General features: G+C 40.8%; 23 protein-coding genes and 1 riboswitch. Of the genes, 18 read left to right on the top strand and 5 right to left on the bottom strand.

Annotated elements, in window-relative coordinates:
• Positions 1–77: 77 nt before the first annotated feature.
• The 3 genes from H514_RS0119880 to H514_RS0119870 all read right to left on the bottom strand — a co-directional run bounded on the left by H514_RS0119880 (position 78) and on the right by H514_RS0119870 (position 3031).
• Positions 78–797, bottom strand: coding sequence for a 3'-5' exonuclease (locus tag H514_RS0119880; protein WP_027448539.1), 720 nt, complete (start codon positions 795–797; stop codon positions 78–80).
• Complete coding sequence (locus H514_RS0119875; protein ID WP_027448538.1) at positions 797–2710, bottom strand: DUF294 nucleotidyltransferase-like domain-containing protein; 1914 nt, start codon at positions 2708–2710, stop codon at positions 797–799. Before H514_RS0119875 ends, H514_RS0119880 begins: the two co-directional genes overlap by 1 nt.
• 81 nt (positions 2711–2791) lie before the next feature.
• On the bottom strand, positions 2792–3031 hold the full coding sequence (locus H514_RS0119870; protein WP_027448537.1) for a DUF2627 domain-containing protein: 240 nt from the start codon (positions 3029–3031) through the stop codon (positions 2792–2794).
• A gap of 178 nt (positions 3032–3209) precedes the next feature.
• Here H514_RS0119870 and H514_RS0119865 point away from each other — a divergent pair, with 178 nt between their 5' ends.
• The 8 genes from H514_RS0119865 (at position 3210) to H514_RS0119830 (ending at position 13341) form a co-directional block, all read left to right on the top strand.
• A complete protein-coding gene (locus H514_RS0119865; RefSeq protein ID WP_027448536.1) occupies positions 3210–5294 on the top strand; it encodes a sigma-54 interaction domain-containing protein in 2085 nt (694 codons plus the stop codon).
• Positions 5295–5405: 111 nt separating this feature from the next.
• Entirely contained in the window at positions 5406–6305 is a 900-nt protein-coding gene (yqiS, locus tag H514_RS0119860; protein ID WP_027448535.1) for a phosphate butyryltransferase, read from the top strand.
• A 21-nt stretch (positions 6306–6326) separates the two neighbouring features.
• Positions 6327–7421, top strand: coding sequence for a Leu/Phe/Val dehydrogenase (locus tag H514_RS0119855; protein ID WP_027448534.1), 1095 nt, complete (start codon positions 6327–6329; stop codon positions 7419–7421).
• A 31-nt stretch (positions 7422–7452) separates the two neighbouring features.
• Positions 7453–8556: a butyrate kinase gene (gene buk / locus H514_RS0119850; RefSeq protein WP_036841910.1), complete on the top strand. Its 1104-nt coding sequence runs from the start codon at positions 7453–7455 to the stop codon at positions 8554–8556.
• Between the two features lie 14 nt (positions 8557–8570).
• On the top strand, positions 8571–9992 hold the full coding sequence (gene lpdA, locus H514_RS0119845; protein WP_027448532.1) for a dihydrolipoyl dehydrogenase: 1422 nt from the start codon (positions 8571–8573) through the stop codon (positions 9990–9992).
• A 16-nt stretch (positions 9993–10008) separates the two neighbouring features.
• Entirely contained in the window at positions 10009–11007 is a 999-nt protein-coding gene (locus H514_RS0119840) for a thiamine pyrophosphate-dependent dehydrogenase E1 component subunit alpha (RefSeq protein WP_027448531.1), read from the top strand.
• 15 nt (positions 11008–11022) lie between these two features.
• Positions 11023–12006, top strand: a complete 984-nt coding sequence (locus H514_RS0119835; protein WP_027448530.1) for an alpha-ketoacid dehydrogenase subunit beta — start codon at positions 11023–11025, stop codon at positions 12004–12006.
• A 12-nt stretch (positions 12007–12018) separates the two neighbouring features.
• Positions 12019–13341, top strand: coding sequence for a dihydrolipoamide acetyltransferase family protein (locus tag H514_RS0119830; protein ID WP_027448529.1), 1323 nt, complete (start codon positions 12019–12021; stop codon positions 13339–13341).
• 222 nt (positions 13342–13563) lie between these two features.
• Here H514_RS0119830 and H514_RS0119825 read toward each other — a convergent pair whose 3' ends face one another.
• A complete protein-coding gene (locus tag H514_RS0119825) occupies positions 13564–13893 on the bottom strand; it encodes a zinc ribbon domain-containing protein (RefSeq protein WP_161625886.1) in 330 nt (109 codons plus the stop codon).
• 286 nt (positions 13894–14179) lie between these two features.
• On the opposite strand from H514_RS0119825, the gene H514_RS0119820 reads away from it, so the two are divergent.
• From H514_RS0119820 to H514_RS24100, 6 genes are all read left to right on the top strand, one after another.
• Entirely contained in the window at positions 14180–15181 is a 1002-nt protein-coding gene (locus tag H514_RS0119820; protein WP_027448527.1) for an LLM class flavin-dependent oxidoreductase, read from the top strand.
• A gap of 129 nt (positions 15182–15310) precedes the next feature.
• Positions 15311–15883 carry a sulfurtransferase TusA family protein gene (locus H514_RS0119815; protein WP_027448526.1) on the top strand — a complete coding sequence of 191 codons (573 nt, stop codon included), beginning with the start codon at positions 15311–15313 and terminating at the stop codon, positions 15881–15883.
• Positions 15884–15895: 12 nt separating this feature from the next.
• Positions 15896–16285, top strand: coding sequence for a DsrE/DsrF/DrsH-like family protein (locus H514_RS0119810; protein WP_027448525.1), 390 nt, complete (start codon positions 15896–15898; stop codon positions 16283–16285).
• An 18-nt stretch (positions 16286–16303) separates the two neighbouring features.
• Entirely contained in the window at positions 16304–17434 is a 1131-nt protein-coding gene (locus H514_RS0119805) for an MBL fold metallo-hydrolase (RefSeq protein WP_027448524.1), read from the top strand.
• 89 nt (positions 17435–17523) lie between these two features.
• Positions 17524–18297 carry a sulfite exporter TauE/SafE family protein gene (locus tag H514_RS0119800; protein WP_407946817.1) on the top strand — a complete coding sequence of 258 codons (774 nt, stop codon included), beginning with the start codon at positions 17524–17526 and terminating at the stop codon, positions 18295–18297.
• A 190-nt stretch (positions 18298–18487) separates the two neighbouring features.
• Positions 18488–19138: a VOC family protein gene (locus H514_RS24100; protein WP_051255247.1), complete on the top strand. Its 651-nt coding sequence runs from the start codon at positions 18488–18490 to the stop codon at positions 19136–19138.
• Positions 19139–19275: 137 nt separating this feature from the next.
• On the opposite strand, the gene H514_RS0119790 is transcribed toward H514_RS24100, so the two are convergent.
• The gene (locus H514_RS0119790) at positions 19276–19476 is read right to left on the bottom strand and encodes a hypothetical protein (protein ID WP_027448522.1); all 201 of its coding nucleotides are present in this window, start codon (positions 19474–19476) and stop codon (positions 19276–19278) included.
• Positions 19477–19662: 186 nt separating this feature from the next.
• A riboswitch (cyclic di-GMP riboswitch) is annotated at positions 19663–19747 on the top strand.
• Positions 19748–19853: 106 nt separating this feature from the next.
• Between H514_RS0119790 and H514_RS23580 the strand changes: the two genes are divergently transcribed.
• The 4 genes from H514_RS23580 to H514_RS0119770 all read left to right on the top strand — a co-directional run bounded on the left by H514_RS23580 (position 19854) and on the right by H514_RS0119770 (position 25779).
• Positions 19854–20594, top strand: coding sequence for a hypothetical protein (locus tag H514_RS23580; RefSeq protein ID WP_036841906.1), 741 nt, complete (start codon positions 19854–19856; stop codon positions 20592–20594).
• 155 nt (positions 20595–20749) lie between these two features.
• On the top strand, positions 20750–21766 hold the full coding sequence (locus H514_RS0119780) for an NAD-dependent epimerase/dehydratase family protein (RefSeq protein WP_027448521.1): 1017 nt from the start codon (positions 20750–20752) through the stop codon (positions 21764–21766).
• Positions 21767–22843 (top strand): dihydrodipicolinate synthase family protein, encoded by a 1077-nt coding sequence (locus tag H514_RS0119775; RefSeq protein WP_027448520.1) that lies wholly within the window; start codon positions 21767–21769, stop codon positions 22841–22843. It abuts the gene before it with no gap.
• A gap of 146 nt (positions 22844–22989) precedes the next feature.
• Positions 22990–25779: a CBM96 family carbohydrate-binding protein gene (locus H514_RS0119770; RefSeq protein WP_027448519.1), complete on the top strand. Its 2790-nt coding sequence runs from the start codon at positions 22990–22992 to the stop codon at positions 25777–25779.
• The last annotated feature ends 82 nt before the right edge of the window (positions 25780–25861 follow it).

The raw sequence follows: 25861 nt of genomic DNA, 5'->3' as shown, positions 1-25861 counted from the left end.
GTGTAAGCGTCCTTTCGTTGCTGGGCGCTGGAACTAGACAAAAAGAGCTGAAGCCTAAAAATGGGCTTCAGCTCTTTTTATTTTTCCGTAAATGAAATCAAGTCCTGCACAGTATGAACGTCTTTCGGTAACTGATGTAAAAGTTGCTGATACAATTCCGCTGTCATCGTAGCATCATTTAAAGCATGGTGTCTGGCGAGCTTTGTGATACCGAAAAAAGGAATCATGGTATCTAGTTGGTGCTTACGATTTGGGTACAGCTTTTTCGCGATGGTTTGTGCATCGATGGAAGGAGGGAGTCTGTCTGGTAACTTCCACCGTTTAAGCATTGTTCGCAAAAATTTCATATCAAATGCAGCAGGGTAAGCGACTAAAATGGACCCCTTGCTGAATTCTAAAAACGCTCCAAGAGCTTCGAGGATTGAATCGCTCTGTTCGAGCTCTTCCTCTGTAATCCCTGTTAATTGGCGTGTTCGTTTTGTAACACGACGAAGTGGTTTAACATGCATATGGAATCGCTCGTATTGGATTTGGTGAACACCCTGAATGCGAATGGCACCTATTGAGATGATCTCATGTCCTAGCTCAGGGAGTAAGCCTGTGGTTTCTAAATCAAAAATCGTGTACGGTGCCTCTGTAACCGACTCAGATAAAAGCTCATCACTCAAGCTTAAGCTCTTAAGCTGTTGTTCTAATGCTTGATAGGCGCATGTTTCAAAGTATGGGCGCATCTTTAAGCTTACGACATGTCGTTCATAAAAAATATATTTTAAAATCTCTATATCAATCGGAAGCATTAGACCACCCGATTTCGATTGTAGCTTAGCTCAAGTACTTGTTGGAGTCGCTTCGCAATCATTAAAGCGTCGCGTAATGTCTTCTTATCTTCCTTGGATAACGCTGTAACGCTGATTTCATTTGATAGTGGCTTTTCATCTTGAATTTGTTTTAAGTTTTGTTGAACACGGAACTTCAACAAACGGTGAAGGGCAAGCTTTGCATTTTCCACATCACGATGGTGGAAACGTTCGTGTTCTTCCAATGTTTCTAGTCGCTTGATGCTATTGATATCGTCAATTCCGTACTTAATCGCATAGATGCGGACGGCGTTAACAATCTGCATAATGGCCGACTTTTTCAAGTTCACCACACGCGTTTTTCCGGTACCATGAATGCGACCGAATGGTTGAACAGGTACACGGAAACGAAGGGTGTCCTTCATGAGCAGCTGCTGCAAATTAAGGGATCGTTTAATTTTTGCTGTTACAAATTCACGTAATTCATAAGCTAAGGTGAAGTCACCAACGATTGGTCTGAAATCAACAAAAATGGTGAAGTCGCGAATCTCTTCAGCATCCATGCGCTGTATCCATTGTTGAATGGTTTCTTTCCAACTTTGATAGGAGTGTCGCCATTTTGGTTCCTTGGCCATAATGCCTCCAGTACATAGCGGGAAGCCGCACGATTCAAGCATAAAATTGATTTTTTCTGAAAAGATCTGAAAATATTTCTCGATCTCATCTTTGTTTTCCAAGTGCTCGTAGTCCGATAATATCAATCCGTTATCTTGGTCTGTACTGAACGCTTGCTCTTTACGACCTTCACTTCCCATTACGATAAAGCAATAATTAATCGGTGGCGTACCATACCCTTCTTCAATCATCGCTTCCTCGGCAATGTGAACCACTTGCTTATGAATTTCATCATTATAACTGGAGATCAACTCACAAACGTCATAAGCAAGCATTTGATCCTCTAACAATTGCTCGACGAATTTCTGAAATTCTCGATTGTATCGAGGGGCAAGGTTTTTCAATTGCTCCAGTGTTGATGTTTTCGCAATTTGATAGCGGAGATCGAAATAGACAGAGTTTTGCATTTTCAAGAAGGATGTCTGTCTGATCAGCCCCACAACTTTTTGCTTGTGAAGTACAGGGATAATGGCTGCATGATTGTGTTTTAAAAACGAGAGGGCATCATAAATGAAGTCACGCTCAGAAACGACATAAGGCTCTTCCTTCACATATTCCTTGAGGGGGTTAGAAAAATCTTGATTGAGATAGGCTTTAAATATGTCTTGGTAATTCAAAACGCCTTTACAATAATTCTCCTCATCACAAACGATTAAGCCTCCAACTTGCTCCTGTTGCATTTGCGATACAGCGTGTTGTAGAGAAGCGTCCTCATGAATAATGGAAGGTGCTTCAGAGTACGTCACAATACGTTGTTTAAATAGATCCCGCTCATAATCACGCTCAGATTGATCAGAGCTTTTATATTTAATCTCCTGGTACAAACTTTTCATGAGGTTGCTAATGCCCTCAATAACAATCTGTGAAAATGCTTGGTTTTCAGCCATTACTTCAAGGAATTGTTTTTTATGAAATCGTAAAGCCTTCGTTTCTTCAATCGCCTGGACAGAAAACTTCATTTCACCACTTGTTAGTGTGATCATTACGCCAACAAGGTCTCCTGGGTAGTAGTACCGAACAGAGAGTTGCTTTCCGTTTGAACGGTGCATAATATTTTTCGCCAATCCGTTCATGACAAAATAAATATCGATATCATCTTCGCTTTCATCTTCGTGAAATATGAATTGATTCTTCTTAAATGTGCTTAGAGAAGCACCGTCAAAAATCTTCTGATACTGATCCTCATTCAATAAGGTAAAAGGATACTGTTGTTTAAATACTTCAAGATATTCTTGCATGCGCAGTGTCCCTCCTTGTTTATATACTCTGCTATTAAATGAAAAACCTTGCAGATCCCGCAAGGTTTACTTCAATTCATATTATGATCTGTTCTCAAAACGTCCTTTTGTTTTCTTTCGCTTTCGATCACGGTGTAAAATGAACCCACCAATAAACCATAAGCCAACTCCGAAGAATATAAGGCCGGCGGTGAATTGAATCCAGAGTTGAAAGAAAATAGGATTTAAAACGCCGAATAAAGTATCGCGCATGATTTTGATGCCGTAAACTGCAAGGGCACCAGGAAAGAATAAAATAATGATAGCAATCAATCGTGCCATAGTTCTGTTCTCCCTTAATGAGGTAATTCGAATTATATTTTCGCATTTTGGTTCCATTGGTAGTATAGCAAAGCACGCGGCAATTTAATAGGAAAAAAGCGTATACATGATTGCTTGCCAAAAAATGCACAGTAGTATATAGTGAAGATATGCAAATACTTGCAAGGTGATGATGTATATGAAACGTGTGCTCGTCGTTGGTGGAGGAAAAGGCGGAACAGCATTACTAACGTTATTAAGTCAAACGGCTACAATGGAGATTGTGGCTGTGATTGATATAAATGAAGAAGCACCTGGAATCAGGCATGCAAAGGAAAAAGGAATTGAAACCGGCCAAGATTGGAAGGTTTGGATTCATGAAAATATAGACATCGTCATTGAAGCGACAGGTGATGAAGATGTTTTTGAAGAGCTTTTGCAGGCTCGTCCCAAGAAAACTGTCGTCATACCAGGATCAGTCGCCTACATAACGTCTGAGTTACTTGAAGAGAAGAACAACCTTCTCTCAGAATTGCAGCGGCAATCTAACAACCAAGAACTTATCCTGAACTCGATTCATGATGGCATGATTGTCATCAATGATCGTGAAGAAGTTACGTTTATTAATCGAGGAGCCGAGCGAATTCTTGGGATGAAGCGTCAAAATGTTCTCGAAAAACCGGTTACTGAAATAATTTCAACGTCCAGGCTTCCACATGTTTTAAGGGTTCGTCGGAAAGAAGTGAACCAAAAGCTTGAATTGGAAAATGGACGAAAGCTTGTCACAACAAGAATTCCGTTAATTGGCCCGAATGAAGAATTAATGGGAGCATTTTCGGTATTTAAGGATATTACGGAAGTCGTTGATTTAGCAGAAGAGCTGACAGACTTAAAAGAAGTCAAAACCATGCTTGAAGCTATTATTAATTCCTCAGAAGAAGCGATATCCGTTGTAGATGAACATGGTATGGGAATTATGATCAACCCAGCCTATACGAAAATAACAGGTCTCACAGAAAAAGATATCGTTGGGAAACCTGCAACAGCAGACATTTCAGAAGGTGAAAGTATGCACATGCGCGTCCTTCAAACGAGACGTGCAGTTCGAGGTGTCCGCATGAGTGTCGGGCCTTCTAAAAAAGAAGTTATTGTAAATGTTGCACCGGTCATTGTGGATGGGAAGTTGAAAGGAAGTGTCGGGGTTCTCCATGACGTTTCCGAAATTCAGTCCTTAACGAGTGAGTTAAAGAAAGCTAGGCAGATCATTCGGAATCTTGAAGCCAAGTACACATTTGATGACATTGTTGGAGAGTCCTCTGAGATGAAGCTTGCCCTAGAACAAGCAAAAGTCGGGGCTAAAACACCAGCGACTGTTCTTTTGCGTGGTGAGTCTGGTACGGGGAAAGAGCTTTTTGCCCATGCCATTCATAATGAAAGCGAACGTCGCCATAATAAATTCATTCGAGTTAATTGCGCAGCCATTGCAGAATCTATTTTAGAAAGCGAACTTTTTGGTTATGAGGAAGGAGCTTTCTCAGGTGCGAAGCGAGGCGGTAAACGTGGGTTGTTTGAAGAAGCCAATCACGGGAGTATTTTCCTTGATGAGATCGGCGAACTTTCACAACACATGCAGGCAAAACTTTTGAGGGTTTTACAAGAAAACGAGATCGTTCGTGTGGGTGGAACGAAACCAACTTCCATTGACGTGCGTGTTATTGTAGCAACGAACGTGAACATGGAAAAAGCGATTATGAATCGGAACTTCCGAGAGGATCTCTATTATCGTTTGAACCGATTACCCATTTTTATTCCTCCGTTGCGTGAAAGAGTGGGGGATATCGAGTTGCTCGTCAATCACTTAGTTCAAAAGCTTAATCAGGATTATGGGCGCAATGTCACTCGAGTAAACGATGAAGCTCTTCGTTATCTAGAAGGGTATAACTGGCCGGGAAATGTCCGTGAGCTTGAAAACATCATAGGTCGGGCGATGATTTACATGCACTTAAACGAAGAAGAGATTCAACTTACCCATATTCCTGAATTGTGGCAGCATCCTAAATCGAGTGAAGATACGGATGAGGAGCCAATTGTGGAAGGTTGGAATGGGCGAACCCTTCAAGATTCGTTAGATGCTTATGAGAAGAAAGTTCTTATGGAAGCATTTCGGGCGAATCAGTTTAATAAAACCCAAACAGCAAAGAGCTTAGGGATCTCAATTCGTAACCTCTATTATAAAATGGATAAGTACGGAATTGATAAAAATAGCATGCAAGAATTTTCATAGAGAGAAAGAACTTGCATAGTTGCGAAACCGCCAGTAAAGCGCTTACATTAATAAAGCGTTGGCATGGTTTTTGCATCTATGAGAAATAGACCAGCAAGAAAGGTGACAAATATGAAATTATCTACTTTACTTGAAAAAGTAAACCGAGAGAATAAACGTAAGGTTGCCGTTGCGCAAGCAGCTGACGAAGAAGTTTTACGAGCTGTTCAGCACGGTCTTGAGCATGATCTTGCTCAATTTGTTCTCGTGGGTGTCCAATCTGACATTGAAAGAATTGCAGAGGACATTTCATTAAACATCCAGGATCAAAATGTTGAAATAAAGGATGTGGGACATGGAGAAGACGCAGCTTTAGAAGCCGTGAAGCTTGTGTCTAAGGGTGAGGCAGATGTTGTGATGAAAGGCAATATTGACACCAAGGGCATTATGAAAGCTGTGCTACACAAAGAATATGGACTTCGCACAGGTAACGTCCTTTCACATGTAGCGGTGTTTGAAATGCCGAATCGGGATGAATTGCTTTTATTAACCGATTCTGGAATGAACATTGCGCCTACACTTCAAGAGAAATCACAAATCATTTCAAATGCCGTGCAAGTTGCACATGGTATTGGAATGAGCGAGCCTAAAGTAGCACCACTGGCAGCTGTAGAAGTCATTAACCCTTCTATGCAAGCTACCCTTGATGCTGCAGCTCTGACCCAAATGCAACAAAGAGGACAGATCAAAGGGTGTATCGTTGATGGTCCTTTAGCTTTTGATAATGCGGTGTCCAAGGCAGCAGCTGAACAAAAAGGGATCCAGTCAGAAGTAGCTGGTCAGGCTGACATTTTATTAGCACCTGCAATTGAAGTAGCCAATGCACTTTATAAATCATTTATGTACTTTGCAGATGCAAAAGTAGCGGGTCTGATTAGCGGAGCAAGAGCCCCAATCGTTTTAACATCTCGTGCTGATACAGCAGAGAGTAAACTATATTCATTAGCGTTAGCATTACTAACGTCTGAGTAATCATTCTGAGGAGGAATTACAATGGAAATTTTCAGCTATATGGAGAAATACGATTATGAGCAACTGGTGATTTGTCAGGATAAAGAATCTGGATTAAAAGCGATTATCGCGATTCATGATACAACTTTAGGACCTGCGCTTGGTGGTACACGTATGTGGACTTATGATTCAGAAGCAGATGCTATTGAAGATGCTTTACGTCTTGCAAAAGGAATGACATATAAAAACGCAGCTGCTGGCTTAAACCTAGGTGGCGGTAAAACCGTAATCATGGGTGATCCGAAAAAAGACAAAAGCGAAGAACTATTCCGCGCGTTCGGACGTTATATCCAAGGACTAAACGGCCGCTACATTACTGCTGAAGACGTGGGTATAAACGTAGCTGACATGGATCTAGTTCATGAAGAAACGGATTATGTAACAGGGCTTTCTCCTGCATTTGGATCTTCTGGTGATCCGTCTCCAGTAACAGCATATGGTGTTTACCGCGCTATGAAAGCTGCAGCCAAAGAAGCATATGGATCTGACTCTCTTGAAGGTAAAGTTGTAGCGGTTCAAGGTGTTGGAAACGTGGCTTACAAAATGTGTAGATACCTTCATGACGAAGGCGCAAAGCTAATCGTAACCGATATTAATGAAGAAGCTGTTCAGAGTGCTGTAGAGGAATTTGGCGCAGAAGCTGTAGGTACAGAGGAAATCTATTCTGTTGACTGTGATATCTACGCGCCATGTGCACTAGGTGCTACGATTAACGACGAAACAATCCCTCAGTTAAAAGCGAAAGTGATTGTTGGTTCTGCAAACAACCAGTTAAAAGAAAACCGACACGGTGATCAGATCCACGAAATGGGCATTGTGTATGCGCCAGACTACGTTGTGAACTCTGGTGGCGTTATTAACGTAGCTGACGAACTTTACGGCTACAACCAGGAACGTGCTATGGCAAAGGTAGAAAAAATCTACGACAACGTAATGGCCGTATTCGATATTTCACGTCGTGACAACATTCCAACGTATCAGGCTGCTGACCGTATGGCAGAAGAGCGTATTGAGAAAATGCGCAAAACAAAATCTACTTTCTTACAAAATGGCCATCACATCTTAAGTCGCCGCTAAAAAACAAGGCACACATCACGAGAAAATATATATGGAGGTCAAGGTCTTGCAACAACATTATCGAATTTTAGTTATCAACCCAGGCTCTACATCTACGAAAATTGGTGTTTTCTCTAATGAACAATGTATTTTTGAAGAAACAATTCGCCATACCGTAGAAGAAACAGCTCAATACAACCGGATCATTGACCAGTATGAATTTCGCAAAAATACCATCTTAGAGGCTCTTGATCATGAAGGAATGAATATATCCAAGCTAGATGCCGTGTGTGGGCGCGGAGGTCTTCTTCGCCCCATCGAAGGCGGCACATATGAAGTAAATGACGCCATGATTGAAGATTTAAAAATGGGCTACAATGGAGAACACGCATCGAACTTAGGTGGAATCATCGCAAGCGAAATTGCAAGTGGGTTAAACATTCCATCCTTTATCGTTGACCCAGTTGTAGTAGATGAACTGGACAATGTCGCTCGCTACTCAGGTGTTCCAGAAATTCCTCGCAAGAGTATTTTCCACGCCCTGAACCAAAAAGCAGTAGCAAGAAGAGTTGCTAAGGATCTAGCACGTCCTTACGAAGACTTAAATATCATCGTTACACATATGGGCGGCGGTATTACAGTAGGAGCTCACAAACAAGGCCGTGTTGTTGATGTGAACAACGGACTACACGGAGACGGACCCTTTTCACCTGAGCGTGCAGGAACGGTTCCAGCAGGTGATCTAGTATCCTTGTGCTTCTCTGGTGAATACTACCGTGAGGAAATTATGAAAAAACTCGTAGGACAAGGCGGGTTCATGGCGTACCTTGATACAAACGATGCATTAGAGGTTGAAAAGCGAATTGAATCTGGAGATGAGGAAGCAGAGCGTGTGTATGATGCAATGGCTTATCAAATTGCTAAAGAAATAGCGCAAATGAGCGCCGTTCTACACGGAAAAGTTGATGCAATCGCATTAACAGGAGGATTAGCATATGGAAAAGAATTCGTAGCTAAAATCTCTGAGCGTGTGAACTGGATTGCTGATTGCTTGATCTATCCTGGTGAAAACGAATTACAAGCACTAACAGAAGGCGCACTACGCGTACTTCGTGAAGAAGAAGAAGCGAAAACCTATCCCAATCCAATTGGGTGAAAGGGGAGAAACCAATGGCTGAAGAGTATGATTTAGTCGTCCTTGGTGGGGGAACTGGTGGCTATGTAGCCGCCGTTCGTGCTTCCCAGCTAGGACTTAAAACAGCAATTGTAGAGAGTGGAAAATTAGGCGGAACTTGCCTACATAAGGGATGTATCCCATCAAAAGCATTACTGCGAAGCGCAGAAGTGTTCAAACAAACAAAAGAAGCGGACTCATTCGGTATTGAAACATCTGAACCAACGCTTAACTTTTTCAAGGTTCAGGAACGTAAGCAATCGATCATTGATACGCTTCACCAAGGTGTACAAGGTCTGATGAAAAAAGGCAAAATTGATGTGTATGAAGGTTTTGGCCGCATTCTTGGTCCAAGTATCTTTTCACCATCAGCTGGAACGATCTCTGTTGAATTAAACAATGGTGAAGAAAATCCAATGCTTATTCCGAAAAACGTTTTAGTTGCGACAGGTTCAAGTCCTCGTACATTACCAGGTCTTGATGTAGACGAGCAATACGTGATGACTTCAGACGAAGCGTTATCCATGCAAGAACTTCCAAACTCCATCGTGATCGTTGGTGGCGGCGTAATCGGAATCGAATGGGCATCAATGCTAGCTGATTTTGGGGTTGAAGTAACGGTACTTGAATACCTAGATCGCATTCTTCCAACTGAAGATAAGGAAGTTTCCAAGGAAATGACTCGTTTGATGAAGAAGAAAGGCATTAAGATCGTGACAGGTGCCAAAGTCATGCCGGAAACATTGAAGAAAGAAGACGGCATCGAGATCCAAGCTGAGCGTAAAGGGGAAAACCAAACGTACACAGCAGATCGCATGCTAGTATCTGTCGGCCGTTCACCAAACGTAAAGAACATCGGCTTAGAAAATACCGATATCGAAACAGAAAACGGCGCAATCAAAACAAATCAATACTACCAAACAAAAGAATCTCACATTTATGCAATTGGTGATGTCATCGGTGGCATGCAGCTTGCACACGTTGCATCTCATGAAGGCATTATCGCTGTTGAGCACATGGCCGGGGAGAACCCGATGCCAATGGATATGGAGCAAGTACCATCTTGTATCTACTCAAATCCAGAAGTATCAAGCGTTGGCTTAACTGAAGAACAAGCGAAAGAACAAGGCTATGAAGTGAAGACAGGTAAATTCTCATTCAAAGCCATCGGGAAAGCACTTGTCCAGGGCGAAACAGACGGTTTTGTCAAAATCGTAGCAAACAAAGAAAACGATGACTTACTTGGTGTCCACATGGTCGGACCTCATGTAACCGATATGATTTCAGAAGCTGGCCTAGCCAAAGTGCTAGACGCTACCCCTTGGGAAGTAGCTCACAGCATTCACCCACACCCAACCCTTTCAGAGGTAATGGGCGAAGCAGCACTTGCTGTAGACGGAAAACAAATTCACGGATAATAAGGAGGGAGCTATTATGGCTGAAAATCGCCATCAATCATTAGGTCTTTCAGATGAACAAGTATTAGACATGTATCGCACAATGCTTATGGCTCGTAAAATCGACGAGCGTATGTGGTTATTAAACCGTTCAGGTAAAATTCCATTCGTAATCTCCTGTCAGGGACAAGAAGCAGCACAGGTTGGAGCATCTTTTGCTCTAGATCGTGAGAAAGACTATGTAGCACCATACTACCGTGACATGGGCGTTGTCCTGGCATTCGGTATGACAGCTCAAGATCTTATGCTTTCTGGTTTTGCAAAGGCAGAAGACCCGAACTCTGGCGGACGTCAGATGCCAGGTCACTTCGGGCAAAAGAAAAACCGCATTCTTTCCGGATCCTCTCCTGTAACAACGCAGGTTCCACACGCAGTAGGTGTAGCACTTGCTTCTAAGATGGAGAAAAAAGATATCGTATCTCTTGTAACACTAGGTGAAGGGTCTTCTAACCAAGGAGATTTCCATGAAGGCCTTAACTTTGCAGGAGTTCACAAGCTACCGGTTATCACAATGGTAGAAAACAACAAATACGCAATCTCTGTACCACAGGAAAAGCAGATTGCATCTAAAAATGTATCAGACCGTGCTGTAGGGTATGGTATGCCAGGCTTCACAGTTGACGGAAACGATCCATTAGCTGTTTACGAAGCGGTAAAAGCTGCAGCTGACCGTGCTCGTAACGGTGAAGGCCCAACATTAATTGAAACGGTTTCTTACCGTCTAACACCACACTCCAGTGACGACGATGACCGTACGTACCGTGAGCGTGAAGAAGTAGAAGAGGCGAAGAAAAAAGATTCTCTAATTACATTCAAAAAGTATCTTCAAGATGCTGGCGTGCTAACAGAAGATAAAGAAAAAGAGATGGAAGAAGAACTTACAAAAATCATTAATGATGCGACAGACTACGCTGAAAATGCACCATACGCTGAGCCAGAAAGTGCATTGAAGTACGTTTATGCTGAGAATGAGTAAGGAGGGGAAACGACTATGCCTGTAATGTCTTATATACAAGCTGTAACGAAAGCGTTACAAGAAGAAATGCAACGTGATGAAAATGTATTTGTATTAGGAGAAGACGTCGGAAAGCGCGGAGGCGTATTCCGTGCTACTGATGGTCTTTATGACGAATTCGGTGAAGAGCGCGTAATCGACACACCACTTGCTGAATCTGCAATTGCTGGTGTTGGAATTGGTGCAGCGATGTACGGAAAGCGCCCAGTAGCTGAGATGCAGTTCGCTGACTTTATCATGCCTGCTGTAAACCAAATTATTTCTGAAGCGGCTAAAATGCGTTACCGCTCAAACAATGATTGGAGCGCACCGATGACAATCCGTGCTCCATACGGTGGCGGCGTACACGGCGCACTATACCACTCTCAATCTGTAGAGTCTGTATTTGCGAACCAACCAGGTCTTAAAATCGTAATGCCTTCAACGCCTTACGATGTAAAAGGACTATTAAAAGCAGCGATTCGTGATGATGATCCTGTCCTATTCTTTGAGCATAAACGTGCTTATCGTCTAATCAAAGGCGAAGTACCTGAGGACGATTACACACTTCCAATCGGGAAAGCTGATGTGAAACGTGAAGGATCTGACGTAACCGTTATCACTTACGGCCTATGTGTAAACTTTGCGCTTCAAGCTGCTGAAAAGCTAGCTGAAGAAGGCATTGACGCACACATCTTAGACCTACGCACAGTGTATCCACTTGATCAGGAAGCAATCATTGAAGCAGCGAAGAAAACAGGTAAAGTACTTCTTGTAACAGAAGACAACAAAGAAGGAAGCATCATCGGCCAGGTATCTGCGATTATCGCAGAAAACTGCCTATTCGATCTTGATGCACCTGTTCAACGCTTGGCTGGACCAGATGTACCATCCATGCCATATGCTCCAACAATGGAGAAATACTTCATGATGAATCCGGATAAAGTTGAACAAGCAATGCGTGATCTAGCTGAATTTTAAGGAGGGTTTGCATTGGCTAAAGAAAAAATCAATATGCCTCAGCTCGGTGAGAGTGTAACGGAAGGTACAATTAGCTCATGGCTAGTTGAACCAGGTGACACGGTGAACAAATATGACCCAATCGCTGAGGTTATGACAGATAAAGTAAACGCAGAGGTTCCATCCTCTTTCACAGGTAAAATTACTGAACTTGTAGCAAGCGAAGGCGACACAATCGAAGTCGGCGAGCTTATGTGCTATATCGAAACAGAAGGAGGAGGCGAAGAAGCTTCCTCAGATGATACAGGCGAGGACAAGCCAGAAGCTCCAGTGGAAAAAGAAGCTGTGGGCGATGCTGAGGATCAAGCAGATGAAGATCAACCAATGAAGAAACGTTACTCACCAGCTGTATTACGAATGGCTCAAGAGAACGACATTGATCTCAATAAAGTAAAAGGATCTGGACGTGGCGGACGTATTACACGTAAGGACCTTGAAAAGATTATCGCATCTGGCGACATTCCAAAAGCAGGTGACAAACAGCCTGAACCAGCGAAACAAGAGGCTCCAAAACAAGAAGAACCTGCAGCACCATCTCAACCAGCAGCTGCAAGCGCACAACCTGCACAATCTGGCCCACAACCTACAGCGCAAGAAGGCGATGTAGAAATCCCAGTAACAGGCGTGCGTAAAGCTATTGCACAGAACATGGTTAAATCCAAAACTGAAATCCCTCACGCTTGGATGACAGTTGAAGTAGATGTAACCAACCTTGCTGAACTACGCAATGCGAAAAAAGACGAGTTCAAACAAAAAGAAGGCTTCAGCCTAACGTACTTCGCTTTCTTCGTAAAAGCCGTAGCACAAGCACTTAAAGAATTCCCAGAGCTTAACAGCACATGGGCTGGCGATAAGATTATCCAACGCAAAGCGATCAACTTAAACATTGCTGTTGCAAGCGGAAACCAACTTTTCGTCCCAGTCATCAAAGACGCAGACGAAAAGAGCATCAAAGGCATCGCGAAGGACATTACAGACCTAGCGAAAAAGGCCCGCGATGGCAAGCTAACATCCGCAGATATGGAAGGCGGCACATTTACCGTGAACAACACAGGTTCATTCGGTTCCGTGCAGTCAATGGGCGTCATCAACCACCCACAAGCAGCAATCCTACAGGTTGAATCCATTGTAAAACGTCCAGTATTCATGAACGGCATGTTCGCAGCACGTGACATGGTAAACCTATGCTTGTCCCTAGACCACCGTGTACTAGATGGACTTGTTTGTGGTAATTTCCTAGCTCGTGTGAAAGAGATTTTGGAGAATATGACGAAAGAGAATACGTCGGTGTATTAAAAATGAAAAACCCCCTATAGTGGCTTTTGGCTACTAGGGGGATTTTTTGTGTTTGAGGTGGAATGCTCATAAACGTGGGGAAGCGATCATAAAATTTAAGATGCGCTCATTTTTACTTCAAAACGATCATTAGTTTAATTTACCGATCATATTTTCATTGGACTCGCTCTAATATCCATCGTACCGCTCAAATATCCAAGTTTAACGCTCATATGAAAAGAGCTACGAGCCCAGCTTATTCTCCATAGTTAAATTACGCTCTCTATGCCCACATTTTGGACAAGATTTACGTGTTTCTTCATGCTCATAACCACATTTTGGACATGTTTTATATGCTGTACGAAGCTTTTTAGTGTGGACAGATTGTTGCTGTAGAAGCTCAGATATATGTTTTTGATTATCTATGATAATGTCTAATGCAAATAAGATTACTGCAATACATGCTCCACCAGTGACCCAAAATAAGCAACCAAAGAATGATTTTGTTGATACTCCTACTACTATGCTTGTGATTATGGCTATGATCCCCATTATTCTAAGTACAGTATTCATAAACACCTCTCCTTCCAAAACATCATCATCCATCATACATATTATTCCATAAACATAGCCTGTTTACCTCTAACAAAAAAATACATAGATTAGCGGAGCTTCTAATCGTGCATAAAAGGAAAAAGATGAACAAAACTTATAGCAATCAGATCCGGGTATCCAAGACATATGTCAATAAATAAGACTTTATTCTTTACCTTCATGCATATAGTTTTACATTTACTAGAATGCTTTTGTACCCTATGAAGTATAGCTTTTGAAACTTTAACAAGAAAGGACAAATCAAATGTCTACTATACAAATACCATTATCCGTTCTCAACCTAGTTCCGATTCGTGAAGGAGAGGGCTCTTCTGAAGCTATAGAGGCTATGGTTGATTTAGCACAAGCTACTGAAAAGATGGGTTATATTCGCTATTGGATTGCAGAGCATCATAATACTTCTACGCTAGTAAGCTCTGCGACTTCCATTTTAATAAAGCATACATTAGAGCATACAAAGAAAATTCGTGTGGGATCAGGCGGGGTAATGCTCCCTAACCATTCTCCATTAGTCGTAGCCGAGCAATTTGGAACAATGGAAACGATCTATCCAAATCGTGTTGATTTAGGACTTGGACGAGCTCCGGGTACAGACCAATTAACAGCAAGTGCTCTTAGAAGATCACAGAGTAATACGGTTTATTCCTTTCCTCAGGATGTGGAGACTTTACAAAAATTCTTCGGAGAGAAAGAGGTTCAAGATTATGTGAAAGCACACCCTGGTGTAGGAACGAATGTTCCAATTTATATCCTTGGTTCCTCGACTGATTCAGCTCGATTAGCAGCAAAACTAGGCTTACCTTATGCGTTTGCGTCCCACTTTGCGCCAGCTCATATGGAAGAAGCTTTAGCAATTTACCGTGATCGTTTCGAGCCATCCGAATACTTGGATGAACCTTATGTGATCGTAGGTCTTAATGTCATCGCCGCTGAGAGTGATGAAGAAGCAGACAGGGAAGAAACAACCATGCAGCAGTTCTTTCTGAATGTCATACGCGGTACGCAAAATCCTTTAAGTCCTCCAGTAGAAGATATGGACAAGATTTGGAGACCAACCGAGAAACAAGCTGCCTCAACGATGTCTAGTATGACATTAAAAGGTAGTAAAAACACGATTCGTGAACAGTTAACTTCTTTTCAAGAAAAGTATAATGTCGATGAAATTATGGCTGTCTCTTATATATATGACCGTGATAAGCAGAAACGGTCTTATGAGATTTTGAAAGAAGTTGTGGATGGGAAATGAAGCTTTGAAAAATAATAATGGCACACGTTCATTTTTGAACGTGTGTCTTTTTTTATCTCTTGTTTCCATTAACCAGAATGAAATGGAGAGGTTGCTAAATAATAACCCAAAAAGGAGGTATTTATTTTTGTGGAGGTAACCGTTAATAAACAATTGGATGCCAAAGGGCTAGCATGCCCAATGCCAATTGTGAAAACAAAAAAAGAAATTCAAAACCTTGAACCTGGACAAGTGATGGAAATCCAGGCAACAGATAAAGGCTCAACTGCGGATATCAAAGCATGGGCTGAGAGTACAGGACATCAATACTTAGGAACAAAAGAACATGATGAAGTTCTCAAACATTATTTACGAAAAGCGAGTGCTGATGAAGAAAAAGCTGAGACTAAGCATGAAGATATTTTAAGTTTAGATGACTTATTGGCTAAAGTTGAAGGAAATGAGGAAGTACAGATCTTGGATGTACGTGAGCCTGCCGAGTATGCTTTTGGTCATATTCCCGGTGCAGTTAATATTCCGTTAGATGAACTCGAAAATCGATTTGAAGAATTAGAGAAGAACGATGAGTTGAATATCGTGTGTCGGACAGGAAATAGAAGTGATTTAGCAGCACAGAAATTAACAGAAAAAGGCTTTGGAAATGTTAAGAATGTTGTGCCCGGAATGAAAGACTGGAAAGGTCCAATGAACACAAAACAATAAGGAGGAATTCACATGAAAGTAGCTATTATCGCCGCAAATGGTGGAATGTTTGATGCCTATAAAGTTTTAAATATTGCAACTGCAGCTGCTGCATCAGATGCTGAGGTAGGGGTTTTCTTTACATTTGAAGGACTAAATCTTATTCATAAAGAAGCTCATAAGCAATTACCGATGCCTGCCGGAACTGAGCATTATCAAGAAGGGTTTAAAAAGGCGAATGTACCACCGGTAGAAGAGTTGTTAGGTATGGCACAGGAAATGGATGTTAAGATGATCGCTTGTCAAATGACTATGGATGTCATGAGTTTAGAGAAAGAGCATTTTGTAGAAGGAATTGATGTAGGTGGGGCGGCATCATTTTTAAATTTTGCTAAAGATGCAAATGTAACTCTAACTTTTTAAAGAAAAGGTGTGAATGTTATGAGTGCAGATGTTAAAGGGATATCTGTCAAAGAAATCACTAAGAAAATTTTAAATGGTGAACGTGTATTTATTTTAGACGTGCGAAACACGGATGATTTTGATGATTGGAAGGTAGAGGGAGAAACGGTTGAAATCATTAATCAACCCTATTTCGATTTAATGGAAGGTATCGATCCGATAATGGATAAAATACCCAAAGATGAACCGATTTATGTGATTTGTGCTAAAGGTGGCTCCTCTCAGTTTGTTGCTGAACAAATTGCAGAAGAAGGGTATGATAACGTTTATTCGATTGAAGGTGGCATGAAAGCCTATAGTGAACATCTAGAACCCATTAAAATTGGAGATGTATCAGGTGGTAGTCTTCACCAATTTGTTCGTATTGGTAAAGGGTGCTTGTCTTATATCATCGAATCCAATGGTGAAGCTGCAATTATCGATACAAACCGGATGATTGAGCAATATGATGAGTTTATCAATCAACACAATATTAAGATTAAGCATGTGCTTGATACGCACTTGCATGCTGACCATATTTCAGGCGGGAAAAGGCTTGCAGATAAAACGGGAGCTACGTACTATCTGCCACCTAAAGATGCTGGTGAAGTTACATTTGATTATTCCCCTATTCAAGATGGGGATGAAGTAAACGTTGGCGATGTAACAATTAAAGCCATATACTCTCCTGGTCATACGATTGGAAGCACGTCATTTATTGTAGATGATCAATATTTAATGACCGGAGATATTTTATTTATTGATTCTATTGGACGCCCAGATTTAGCAGGAAAAGCAGAGGATTGGGTAGGAGATTTAAGAAACACCCTTTATGAACGTTACAAAGAGCTTGCTGATGATTTACTTGTCCTTCCTGCTCATTACATGGGGATCAAGGAAATGAATGAAGATGGTAGTGTGTCTGAAAAATTAGGTGTTTTATTCAAAGAAAATCATGGCTTAAACATTCAAGATGAAAGTGAATTTAGAAGTGCAGTTACAGACAATTTACCACCACAGCCAAACTCTTATGAAAATATTCGTAAGACAAATATGGGTAAACAGAACCCTGATGATGAAGAACAAAGAGAAATGGAAATTGGTCCAAATCGCTGTGCCATTCGAGAATAGTTAATAAAGTAATTGGTGTAATATGAATTAAATTGAAGGGTACTTAACGTACCCTTCATTGTTTAAAGGAGGAGTAATAGGTGGACTTCATGTTTCTACTAACCATTTTCCTTATCGGATTTGCTGGATCATTTGTATCTGGAATGGTTGGAATCGGTGGATCAATTATAAAATATCCAATGCTTTTATATATTCCTCCTCTCCTTGGTTTTACGGCTTTTACTGCTCATGAGGTGTCTGGAATTAGTGCAGTTCAAGTATTTTTTGCAACAATTGGTGGCGTTTGGGCTTATCGTAAAGGTGGATATTTAAATAAAACGCTAATTATTTATATGGGAATTAGTATTTTAGCGGGAAGCTTTATTGGAGGATATGGATCAATGTTAATGTCTGAGGATGCAGTAAACCTAGTTTATGGAGGATTAGCTACGATTGCAGCTATAATGATGTTTATTCCGAGTAAGGGCCAAGACGATATTCCACTTGACGAAGTGACTTTTAACAAGTGGTTAGCTGCAATTTTAGCTTTTATAGTAGGAATTGGTGCCGGAATTGTAGGAGCGGCTGGGGCATTTATTCTTGTGCCCATTATGCTTGTTGTATTGAAAATCCCAACGAGAATGACAATTGCAACCTCATTAGCAATCACCTTTATATCATCAATTGGAGCGACAATTGGTAAAGTGACAACCGGCCAAGTGGAATATATCCCAGCCGCTATTATGATCGTGGCAAGTTTACTTGCTTCACCACTAGGTGCAAATGCTGGTAAAAAAGTAAATACAAAAATACTTCAAGGAATTCTAGCTGTCTTAATTTTAGGTTCAGCCATAAAAATTTGGAGTGAATTTTTAGGATTCTAGAAAGAACCATTAGGTATTGAAGGATAAAAAAGATCACTTGAAGGTGATCTTTTTTGATGTGTGCTGTAAGTTAAATTTAAGAAACAACTCAGTCAAAAGTCGTAATAAACTTACATCAATGTCCTGAAGCAAGAAGCTAGTAAGAGTTGTACTTTATAAATAGATTAAAATTTGTGAAGGGAGATTCTACATGCAATTATTTCATTATCATTGGTGGACAGATAAACCGGAGGAGATGGAGAGGTTTTATCAGGAGTTAGGTTTTGAAACAAATCTAAGAGTAGGGAATTATAAAGGGGAAATGCAAACCTTTAAGCCTCCCTTGGAATGGGAAGACTTTAGAGATGAAGAAGTTCGATTTAGAATTATACAAATGGTTAAAGGACAAACCAACATTACATTTGGTCAGGGGAAACGAGATACCTTTGACCATATTGGAATTTTGGTTGATGAATCTGAGTACTCTCAAACGGTGGAAAAGGCACAAGAAATAGGATGGAAAGTCAGCGAAGGTGAACGAAGAACTTTTATTTCTACTCCATGGAAGTTTAAGATCGAATTGCAGAAAAGAACTGAGGTTGTAACAGAAGAAGAGCATACGTTTATCAAAACAATGGAAATCCTATTGCCGTTTAGTGAAAAAGATCTCAAGTCTCTTCGTTACATTTTGGATCTCAATATTGCTGAGCAAAATAGTGAAAGAGTCGAGATGGGAAACCCAAAGTGGAACCTTGTTTTTCGTTCTGATGAACAAACACGTTTGAACTCTGTTAAATTTCATTTAGGAGACGAATTTAATATAAATGACCCTGTCAAAGCGAGATTGATAGGTCAAAATTAAAAAAGTGCCTAAAAAAGTGCCTGACCCCCACTGTGATAACACGTTAAAGTGGTGGGGGTCAGGCACTTTTACGAAGGCATTTTTACGAAAACAAGACACGTGCCCGATTAGGCACGTGTCTTGTTAGTCTATATGACTTATTGTTTCTCTAAAGAATTAAATGAGATTTTTATATCCATTTCTGATTCTTCGAGTACATTTTTGAGTAAATCTATTTGAGAATCGAGCTGGGGTAAATAAGGTGAAGTGGTCTCGTTTATCTGCTTACGTAATTGTATAAGTCTGTTTAATTCCCTCTCAAATAATTCTTTTTCTACATAACTTAGTTTCTTTTTCAAGAACAATTCCCCCAACTTTAGCCCTTAGTAATATGTACCCAAAACAAGTATCTTAAAAACATCTTTTGTAGATATAGGATAAGGGAAAGATTGAGGAATATCAAATAATCTAGATATATTTTTCTAAAAATACTTTCCATCTTTCTATTATTATAATAAAATATACCTAGTAATAATTACCTGAAAATTAGATAAAGGCAAACTCATTGAAAAATGAGGACGCAAAGCCACGGATCTAAGGTGTGTAGACTATGATAGCCGGGTTGCCAAGTGTAAATAACGTTTTTGGCAACTCTATTATATTAGAGTTGCTTTTTTATTATCTAAATATATATTCTAATCAAGATTAAAATTAAATAATAGGAGATGGTGTCAGAATGAGTTTTTGGAAAGATCTTGGTAAAGGTGTTGGACAAGTAGCAGGCGGTGTAGTAGGAGGAGCAGTTGGTGTTGTCGGAGAAGTAACAGGCAGTAAGTTTGTAAGTGAAGTTGGTGAAGGGATCTATAAGTCTTCTACATATATGGGAGAACAACTAGGGAATGTTACACAAGGTGCATGGGACATAGGAGAAGGTATGATAACCAAGGATGACTCGAAAATAGATGAAGGATTTCATAATATCGGCACAGGAGCAGGAAACACTGGAAGAGCAGTTTATGGCACTGTAAAAGGCGTGACAAAAAGTGCTGGCGAAGTTGGTGGAGGTTTACTAGAGGATGATCCAGAACGTTGGAAACGTGGAGCAAGAGATTTAGGGAAAACTGCTGCCATTGGTGCTTTAGGTGTTAGTTTGTTGGATGTAGCGGATGTTGTCGATGTTAATGGAAACGAAGGTGGTAATAATGGAGTAACAACACCAACAAATAATGTGGCAATTGATTCTAACACAAATCATACTCCATTGATGCAAGAGGTTGAACAAGAAACAATCAGTGTAGAAAATCCTAATTCACACCATGTAGACGCTCATTGGGTTGAGGGCCATTGGAGAGATGGACAGTGGATAGAAGGATACTGGAGAGATGGTGATGGTGACACAAGCGTAAACACATATGATGGCTATGAAGCTAGTAATCCTGATTATCAAGTATCTCCTGATCATTACAATAAAGCTTAAATCAAGAGACACGTTTCCGATTGGATGCGTGTTTTTTTTATGAAGTTTAATACAACAAGAAACTCCATTAAGAATTAAGGTCCTATTAAAGACATTGTTCCCCTTCAATCCTTCCCATAAGATGAAGGTAAATGGGATAGGAGGGGGCTAATATAGTGAATAACATTCTTGATTTAGAGCAAAAAATGTGTGAACCATCTGTCAGTTTAATACGAGATCTGTCCTTACTTGATGGAGATATCATGATATTAGGCGTAGGAGGGAAAATGGGTCCTACCTTAGCCAAACTTGCTAAAAATGCAGTAAATGCATCTCAAAACCCAAAGAGGATCTATGCTGTGTCTAGATTCTCTAAAGGTTCACTTCAACGAGAACTTGAAGGGTGTGGCATTGAGACAATTGCTGCGGACCTAATGGACGACCAGCAGCTAAAAGAATTGCCTGATGTGAAAAATATCATATATATGGTGGGACATAAATTCGGAACTACGGGGAATGAACATTTTACATGGGCGATGAATGCTTATTTACCTGGTCGTGTTGCAGAGAGATTTAAAAACTCTCGTATTGTATCGTTTTCAACTGGAAATGTCTATCCTCTTTCTCCGGTCGTCAACGGAGGAGTATCAGAAGAACATCCCACAGGTCCAGTTGGCGAGTATGCTCAGTCGTGCCTTGGTCGTGAACGTGTATTTACCTATTTCTCACACAAATATAACATTCCACAACTTCATTTCCGTTTGAACTATGCAATCGATCTTCGTTATGGGGTCCTACTTGAAATTGCAAAAGCCGTCAAAGAAGGAAAACCTGTTGACGTAACGATGGGCCATGCGAATGTCATTTGGCAAGGGGATGCCAATGAAATGGCCATTCGTTCTTTACTGTATTGTAGCTCACCGCCAGAAACACTTAATGTCACAGGTCCTGAAACGATGTCCATTCGATGGGCTGCTGAAAGATTTGGAGAGTTATTTAATACAAAACCTTATATAATCGGAAAAGAGCAAAACACTGCTTTATTGAGTAATGCATCAAAAGCTCATAAGCTATTTGGATATCCAAGCGTTACAATTCGCGAAATGATTGAATGGACAGCAGGGTGGATTGAAAATGATGGGGAAGTAATTGACAAACCTACCCATTTCCAAGAAAGGGAGGGGAAGTTTTAAGTGGATACACGTCTATCACAAGAGAAATGGACATTGCTTCATGAAGGAACGGTTATTCCAGCTCACCCCTTAGCTTTGACGAAGAGCAAAACTCTAGATGAAACGAGGCAACGCGCATTAACTAGATATTATATGGATAGTGGAGCGGGAGGGATAGCCGTAGGTGTACACACCACACAATTTGAAATACGAGACCCTGAGATAGATTTATATAAAAAGGTTCTCAAAATGGCTATTGAAGAAGTTGAACATGCCAATCTAGATCGCCCTTTTTTGAAAGTAGCAGGAATTTGTGGACCAACCGATCAGGCGGTTTCAGAAGCTACTTTTTCAAAAGACATAGGGTATGATTTTGGACTCGTAAGTATGGGAGGACTTGATTTATCTGAAAGTGAGCACCTAGAGCGCATTAAACAGATTGCTAAAGTCATCCCGGTATTCGGATTCTATCTTCAACCGTCTGTAGGAGGAAGAACATTCAGCTATGAATTCTGGGAACAATTCGCTGAAATTGAAGGGGTATGTGCGATCAAAATGGCCCCTTTTAACCGCTATCAAACCCTGGATGTTGTGAGGGCTGTGTGTCATTCAAGTCGTCGAGATGAAATTGCTCTTTATACAGGTAATGATGACAATATAGTCGTAGATCTGCTTACGAAATATGAATTTATAGTTGATGGCAGCCCTGTAACAAAGCCCATTGTAGGTGGTCTGCTAGGTCACTGGGCTGTATGGACCTCGAAAGCTGTAGAACAATTTGAGGAGTTAAAGAAAGTTCGTAATCATCTGGTTCTTCCTACAACGTTACTGACTACCGCTACTCAAGTGACCGATAGTAACGCGGCTCTCTTTGACGCTGCTCATCAATTTAAGGGGTGTATTGCAGGGATCAATGAAGTGTTAAGAAGGCAAGGTCTTCTGGCAGCAAACACATGTCTAAGTGATCATGATGTCTTAAGCCCTAAACAATCAGAAGAAATCGAACGCATATATGCGCAATACCACCACCTTACGGATGACGATTTTGTGGAAGCGAACTTACAAAAGTGGCTATCTAAACAATCTAGTGTTCAATAGAAAACTAGTATAGTGCTAAATAACCATTTCTATTAAAGGACATTTAACGGTCAGTCTATATTCAAAATATGAACCATAAATTCATCGTAAAGGTGGTGGATTTATGGTTTTTTGTATTCAAAATTTAAGGATAAGGTGGTCTTTCTATGAAAAAATGGATACGACTTAGACTGATGGTTGCTTTTGTATTGTTACTCCCTCTTCTATTCTTCAACGGTGTTACCCCTAACACGGGGTATGCTGTATCTTCTTTAACCATTACATCACATGATAGTGGAGCCAATTTACCAGTTGGGACTGTACGAATATCAGGGTCTTACTCAGATGTTTCAAACATTCAACTTATTATTGATGGCATGAAGGTTTCACAAGCTCAGATGGTTCCAGATTCAAGCCAAACCCATACAGGGGAATGGTACTATGAGCTAGATACACGTCCTTATGACGGCGAAATCGAAATTGTAGCAAGAGGAACGAACACCTTAACAAGATATACTTCATGGTCTGAACCAGTCCTACTCTCCGTGGATAATAAAAAAGCGAACATACCTGCTGTAACAATCCTCGATCCAGAAACCAATACAACGATAAAAAAGCATACTAAGGTCAACATCAATGCCTCAGGGAAAAATACAATTGAAGCGGTCTATATTCGAATTAATGGTAATGAATGGGTCTCTGCTCAAAAACAAAACCAAAATAACTATTCTCATCAACTTAAACTCCCTATGGATAAAGACAAGACATATAGTTTAGAAGCGAAGGCTGTGGATTCTATCGGGAATACAGGTTATAGTTCAACGGTCTATGTGAGAACAGGGGAAGGGAGACCATCCTCTACGAATTTTGAAAAACAAGACCGTGCGATGTGGATCTGGGAAAATGCATCTTACAATTTAATTTTCAATGAAGGGTCTCGAAAGGTATTAGATGCAATGGCAAAGGACACCACAACATTTAACCAAGACCCGATTACAACGTTGTATTTAGGGGTAGATGAGTACTTCGGTGTTGATATGTTAGAAGACGAAAGAGATCGAGTTCGGGACCTCATCTCCTGGGCACACGACAATGGCTATAAAATTCACGCGCTCATTGCTGGGGGCACCAAACCACCTCACTTTGGAGCTTTTGAAAGATATCATGATGTAGCACTAAAAGAAGTTGAAAACATTATTAACTATAACCTCTCTTCCAAACAAGCTGAACAATTTGATGGGGTGAACATTGATATTGAGCCCTATATTGCCTCTCAATTTAAGACAGAAAAACCTTCCTTACAGCTTCAGTATCTCGATTTATTAGAGAAAACGGTGAATCTGAAAAAAGTTTCCGATTCAAGCTTGTTGATTGGAGCAGCCATTCCAAACTGGTATGATAGCTCACAATACGCTGAAGCCATTACATGGGGACCAAAACTTGAAGAAGGCGCTGAACAAACAAAATGGCTATCCCAACATATCCAAGATATCCTTGATTATATTTCGATCATGGATTATCGCGATTTTGCCGAAAGGTCAAACGGCATTATTGAAAGAGCCCGAGGTGAAATCGAATATGCCGAAACGATCGGTAAACCAAACTCTGTTGTGATTGGTGTCGAAACCAAGGACATTGCCGATGGAGGAGATCCAGAGCTCATTTCCTTCAGAGAAGAAGGCAGAACGTACATGGAAGCGGAACTGGATAAAGTGTATGCCTCCATGAATGGGTATAGCTCTTTCGGAGGGATCGCTCTACATCATTATGACACGATCCGTTACTTACCATCTGAATGGAGTAGTGACGGTGTGTTATGGCAACCGCCGCATGATACTGATCCTCCATCCATGGTGGATCGTCAACCAAATGCATCAACACTTAGTTATCAATCTATTCTTTTAGACTATGGAAGAGCTTATGACAATTACGAAGTGGAACATTATAACATTTATCGTGGTCTCAATGCTGAATTCACTCCTAATGAGAGTAACTTAGCTGGTTCTAGTAGAAGATTATCTTTTGTAGATAGCGGTTTGATGGCAGACACCACCTACTATTACAAAGTGGCAGCTGTAGATGTGAGAGGAAACATTGGTCCAGTTTCATCCGTTACTTCTACGACAACACAATCATCAAGCTTAAACCCAATGATAATCGGAGATGCTTCGATAACCTATGAAAATGGAAAAGCACATGTCTCCTTACAAGTCATCGATCAAAAGACGAAATCACCTGTAATAGCGAACATAAGCGGTCGTTTTGAGTATCTGAGCGGCAAAGTGGTTAGTGGCACAACTGATGAAAACGGAGAGATTACGTTTACATCAGAATCTTTCGGCACAAACAAAGGGAAAATTGGATTCAAAGTGAATACCATTGCTGCAAATGAGTATTATTGGGCTTCAGCAAGTGATGTTCTCTATGACTTATCCACTACCTGGTCCCTTGAAAGTATTTCAGCAAGCCAAGATGCTCATGTCCGGAGTGACTCGTATGGAGATACGAACTATGGGAGTGACGCCATATTAAAGGTAAAGGGGCTTGAAGAAACTATACAGAACTATGACCGAATGAGTTTTATCCAGTTTTCAAATAACCAATCATCCTTAACAGATACCAAAAGCGTAATACTCAAAATTTACGTAGATCGTGACATAAGTGATCCAGAAGTTCCAAGTGTTCCTGTATCCGTCTATGGAGCTCAGGACACATCATGGGATGAGGGGACGATCACATGGAATACACAGCCAGATCCACAAGCGTTCACGAAGTTGGGGCAGATCGATATCTCTGGTGCCGCTTGGTATCAACTTGATGTTACAGAATGGGTCTCTCAATTAGAAAATATCGATACCCTTAGCTTCCGTTTATCTGATGAAGCTCTAAAAGATCGATTAGTTCCGATTCATAGTAAAGAAAATGATAACCCAGCATTACTAGAAATCAAAAAATAAGCTCAGGGGGTTGTCTTTTAATGGAGGCAACCCTTTTACATAAAAGGTCATAATTAGGTCGTTGTATCTTCCTCCCCCTTTT

The sequence above is a fragment of the Pontibacillus marinus BH030004 = DSM 16465 genome (assembly GCF_000425225.1).
Lineage (GTDB): Bacteria > Bacillota > Bacilli > Bacillales > BH030062 > Pontibacillus > Pontibacillus marinus.
This window is presented reverse-complemented; position numbering and strand designations above follow the sequence as displayed.

Bases quoted from the DNA above. Each gene is read 5' to 3' on its own strand.
- H514_RS0119855 (WP_027448534.1), top strand. From the start codon at position 6,327: ATGGAAATTTTCAGCTATATGGAGAAATACGATTATGAGCAACTGGTG.
- H514_RS0119870 (WP_027448537.1), bottom strand. From the start codon at position 3,031: ATGGCACGATTGATTGCTATCATTATTTTATTCTTTCCTGGTGCCCTT.
- H514_RS0119825 (WP_161625886.1), bottom strand. From the start codon at position 13,893: ATGAATACTGTACTTAGAATAATGGGGATCATAGCCATAATCACAAGC.
- yqiS (WP_027448535.1), top strand. From the start codon at position 5,406: ATGAAATTATCTACTTTACTTGAAAAAGTAAACCGAGAGAATAAACGT.
- H514_RS0119820 (WP_027448527.1), top strand. From the start codon at position 14,180: ATGTCTACTATACAAATACCATTATCCGTTCTCAACCTAGTTCCGATT.
- H514_RS0119805 (WP_027448524.1), top strand. From the start codon at position 16,304: ATGAGTGCAGATGTTAAAGGGATATCTGTCAAAGAAATCACTAAGAAA.
- H514_RS0119880 (WP_027448539.1), bottom strand. From the start codon at position 797: ATGCTTCCGATTGATATAGAGATTTTAAAATATATTTTTTATGAACGA.
- H514_RS0119865 (WP_027448536.1), top strand. From the start codon at position 3,210: ATGAAACGTGTGCTCGTCGTTGGTGGAGGAAAAGGCGGAACAGCATTA.
- H514_RS0119770 (WP_027448519.1), top strand. From the start codon at position 22,990: ATGAAAAAATGGATACGACTTAGACTGATGGTTGCTTTTGTATTGTTA.
- H514_RS0119800 (WP_407946817.1), top strand. From the start codon at position 17,524: ATGTTTCTACTAACCATTTTCCTTATCGGATTTGCTGGATCATTTGTA.
- buk (WP_036841910.1), top strand. From the start codon at position 7,453: ATGGAGGTCAAGGTCTTGCAACAACATTATCGAATTTTAGTTATCAAC.
- H514_RS24100 (WP_051255247.1), top strand. From the start codon at position 18,488: ATGCAATTATTTCATTATCATTGGTGGACAGATAAACCGGAGGAGATG.
- H514_RS0119835 (WP_027448530.1), top strand. From the start codon at position 11,023: ATGCCTGTAATGTCTTATATACAAGCTGTAACGAAAGCGTTACAAGAA.
- H514_RS0119875 (WP_027448538.1), bottom strand. From the start codon at position 2,710: ATGCAAGAATATCTTGAAGTATTTAAACAACAGTATCCTTTTACCTTA.
- lpdA (WP_027448532.1), top strand. From the start codon at position 8,571: ATGGCTGAAGAGTATGATTTAGTCGTCCTTGGTGGGGGAACTGGTGGC.
- H514_RS0119810 (WP_027448525.1), top strand. From the start codon at position 15,896: ATGAAAGTAGCTATTATCGCCGCAAATGGTGGAATGTTTGATGCCTAT.
- H514_RS23580 (WP_036841906.1), top strand. From the start codon at position 19,854: ATGAGTTTTTGGAAAGATCTTGGTAAAGGTGTTGGACAAGTAGCAGGC.
- H514_RS0119840 (WP_027448531.1), top strand. From the start codon at position 10,009: ATGGCTGAAAATCGCCATCAATCATTAGGTCTTTCAGATGAACAAGTA.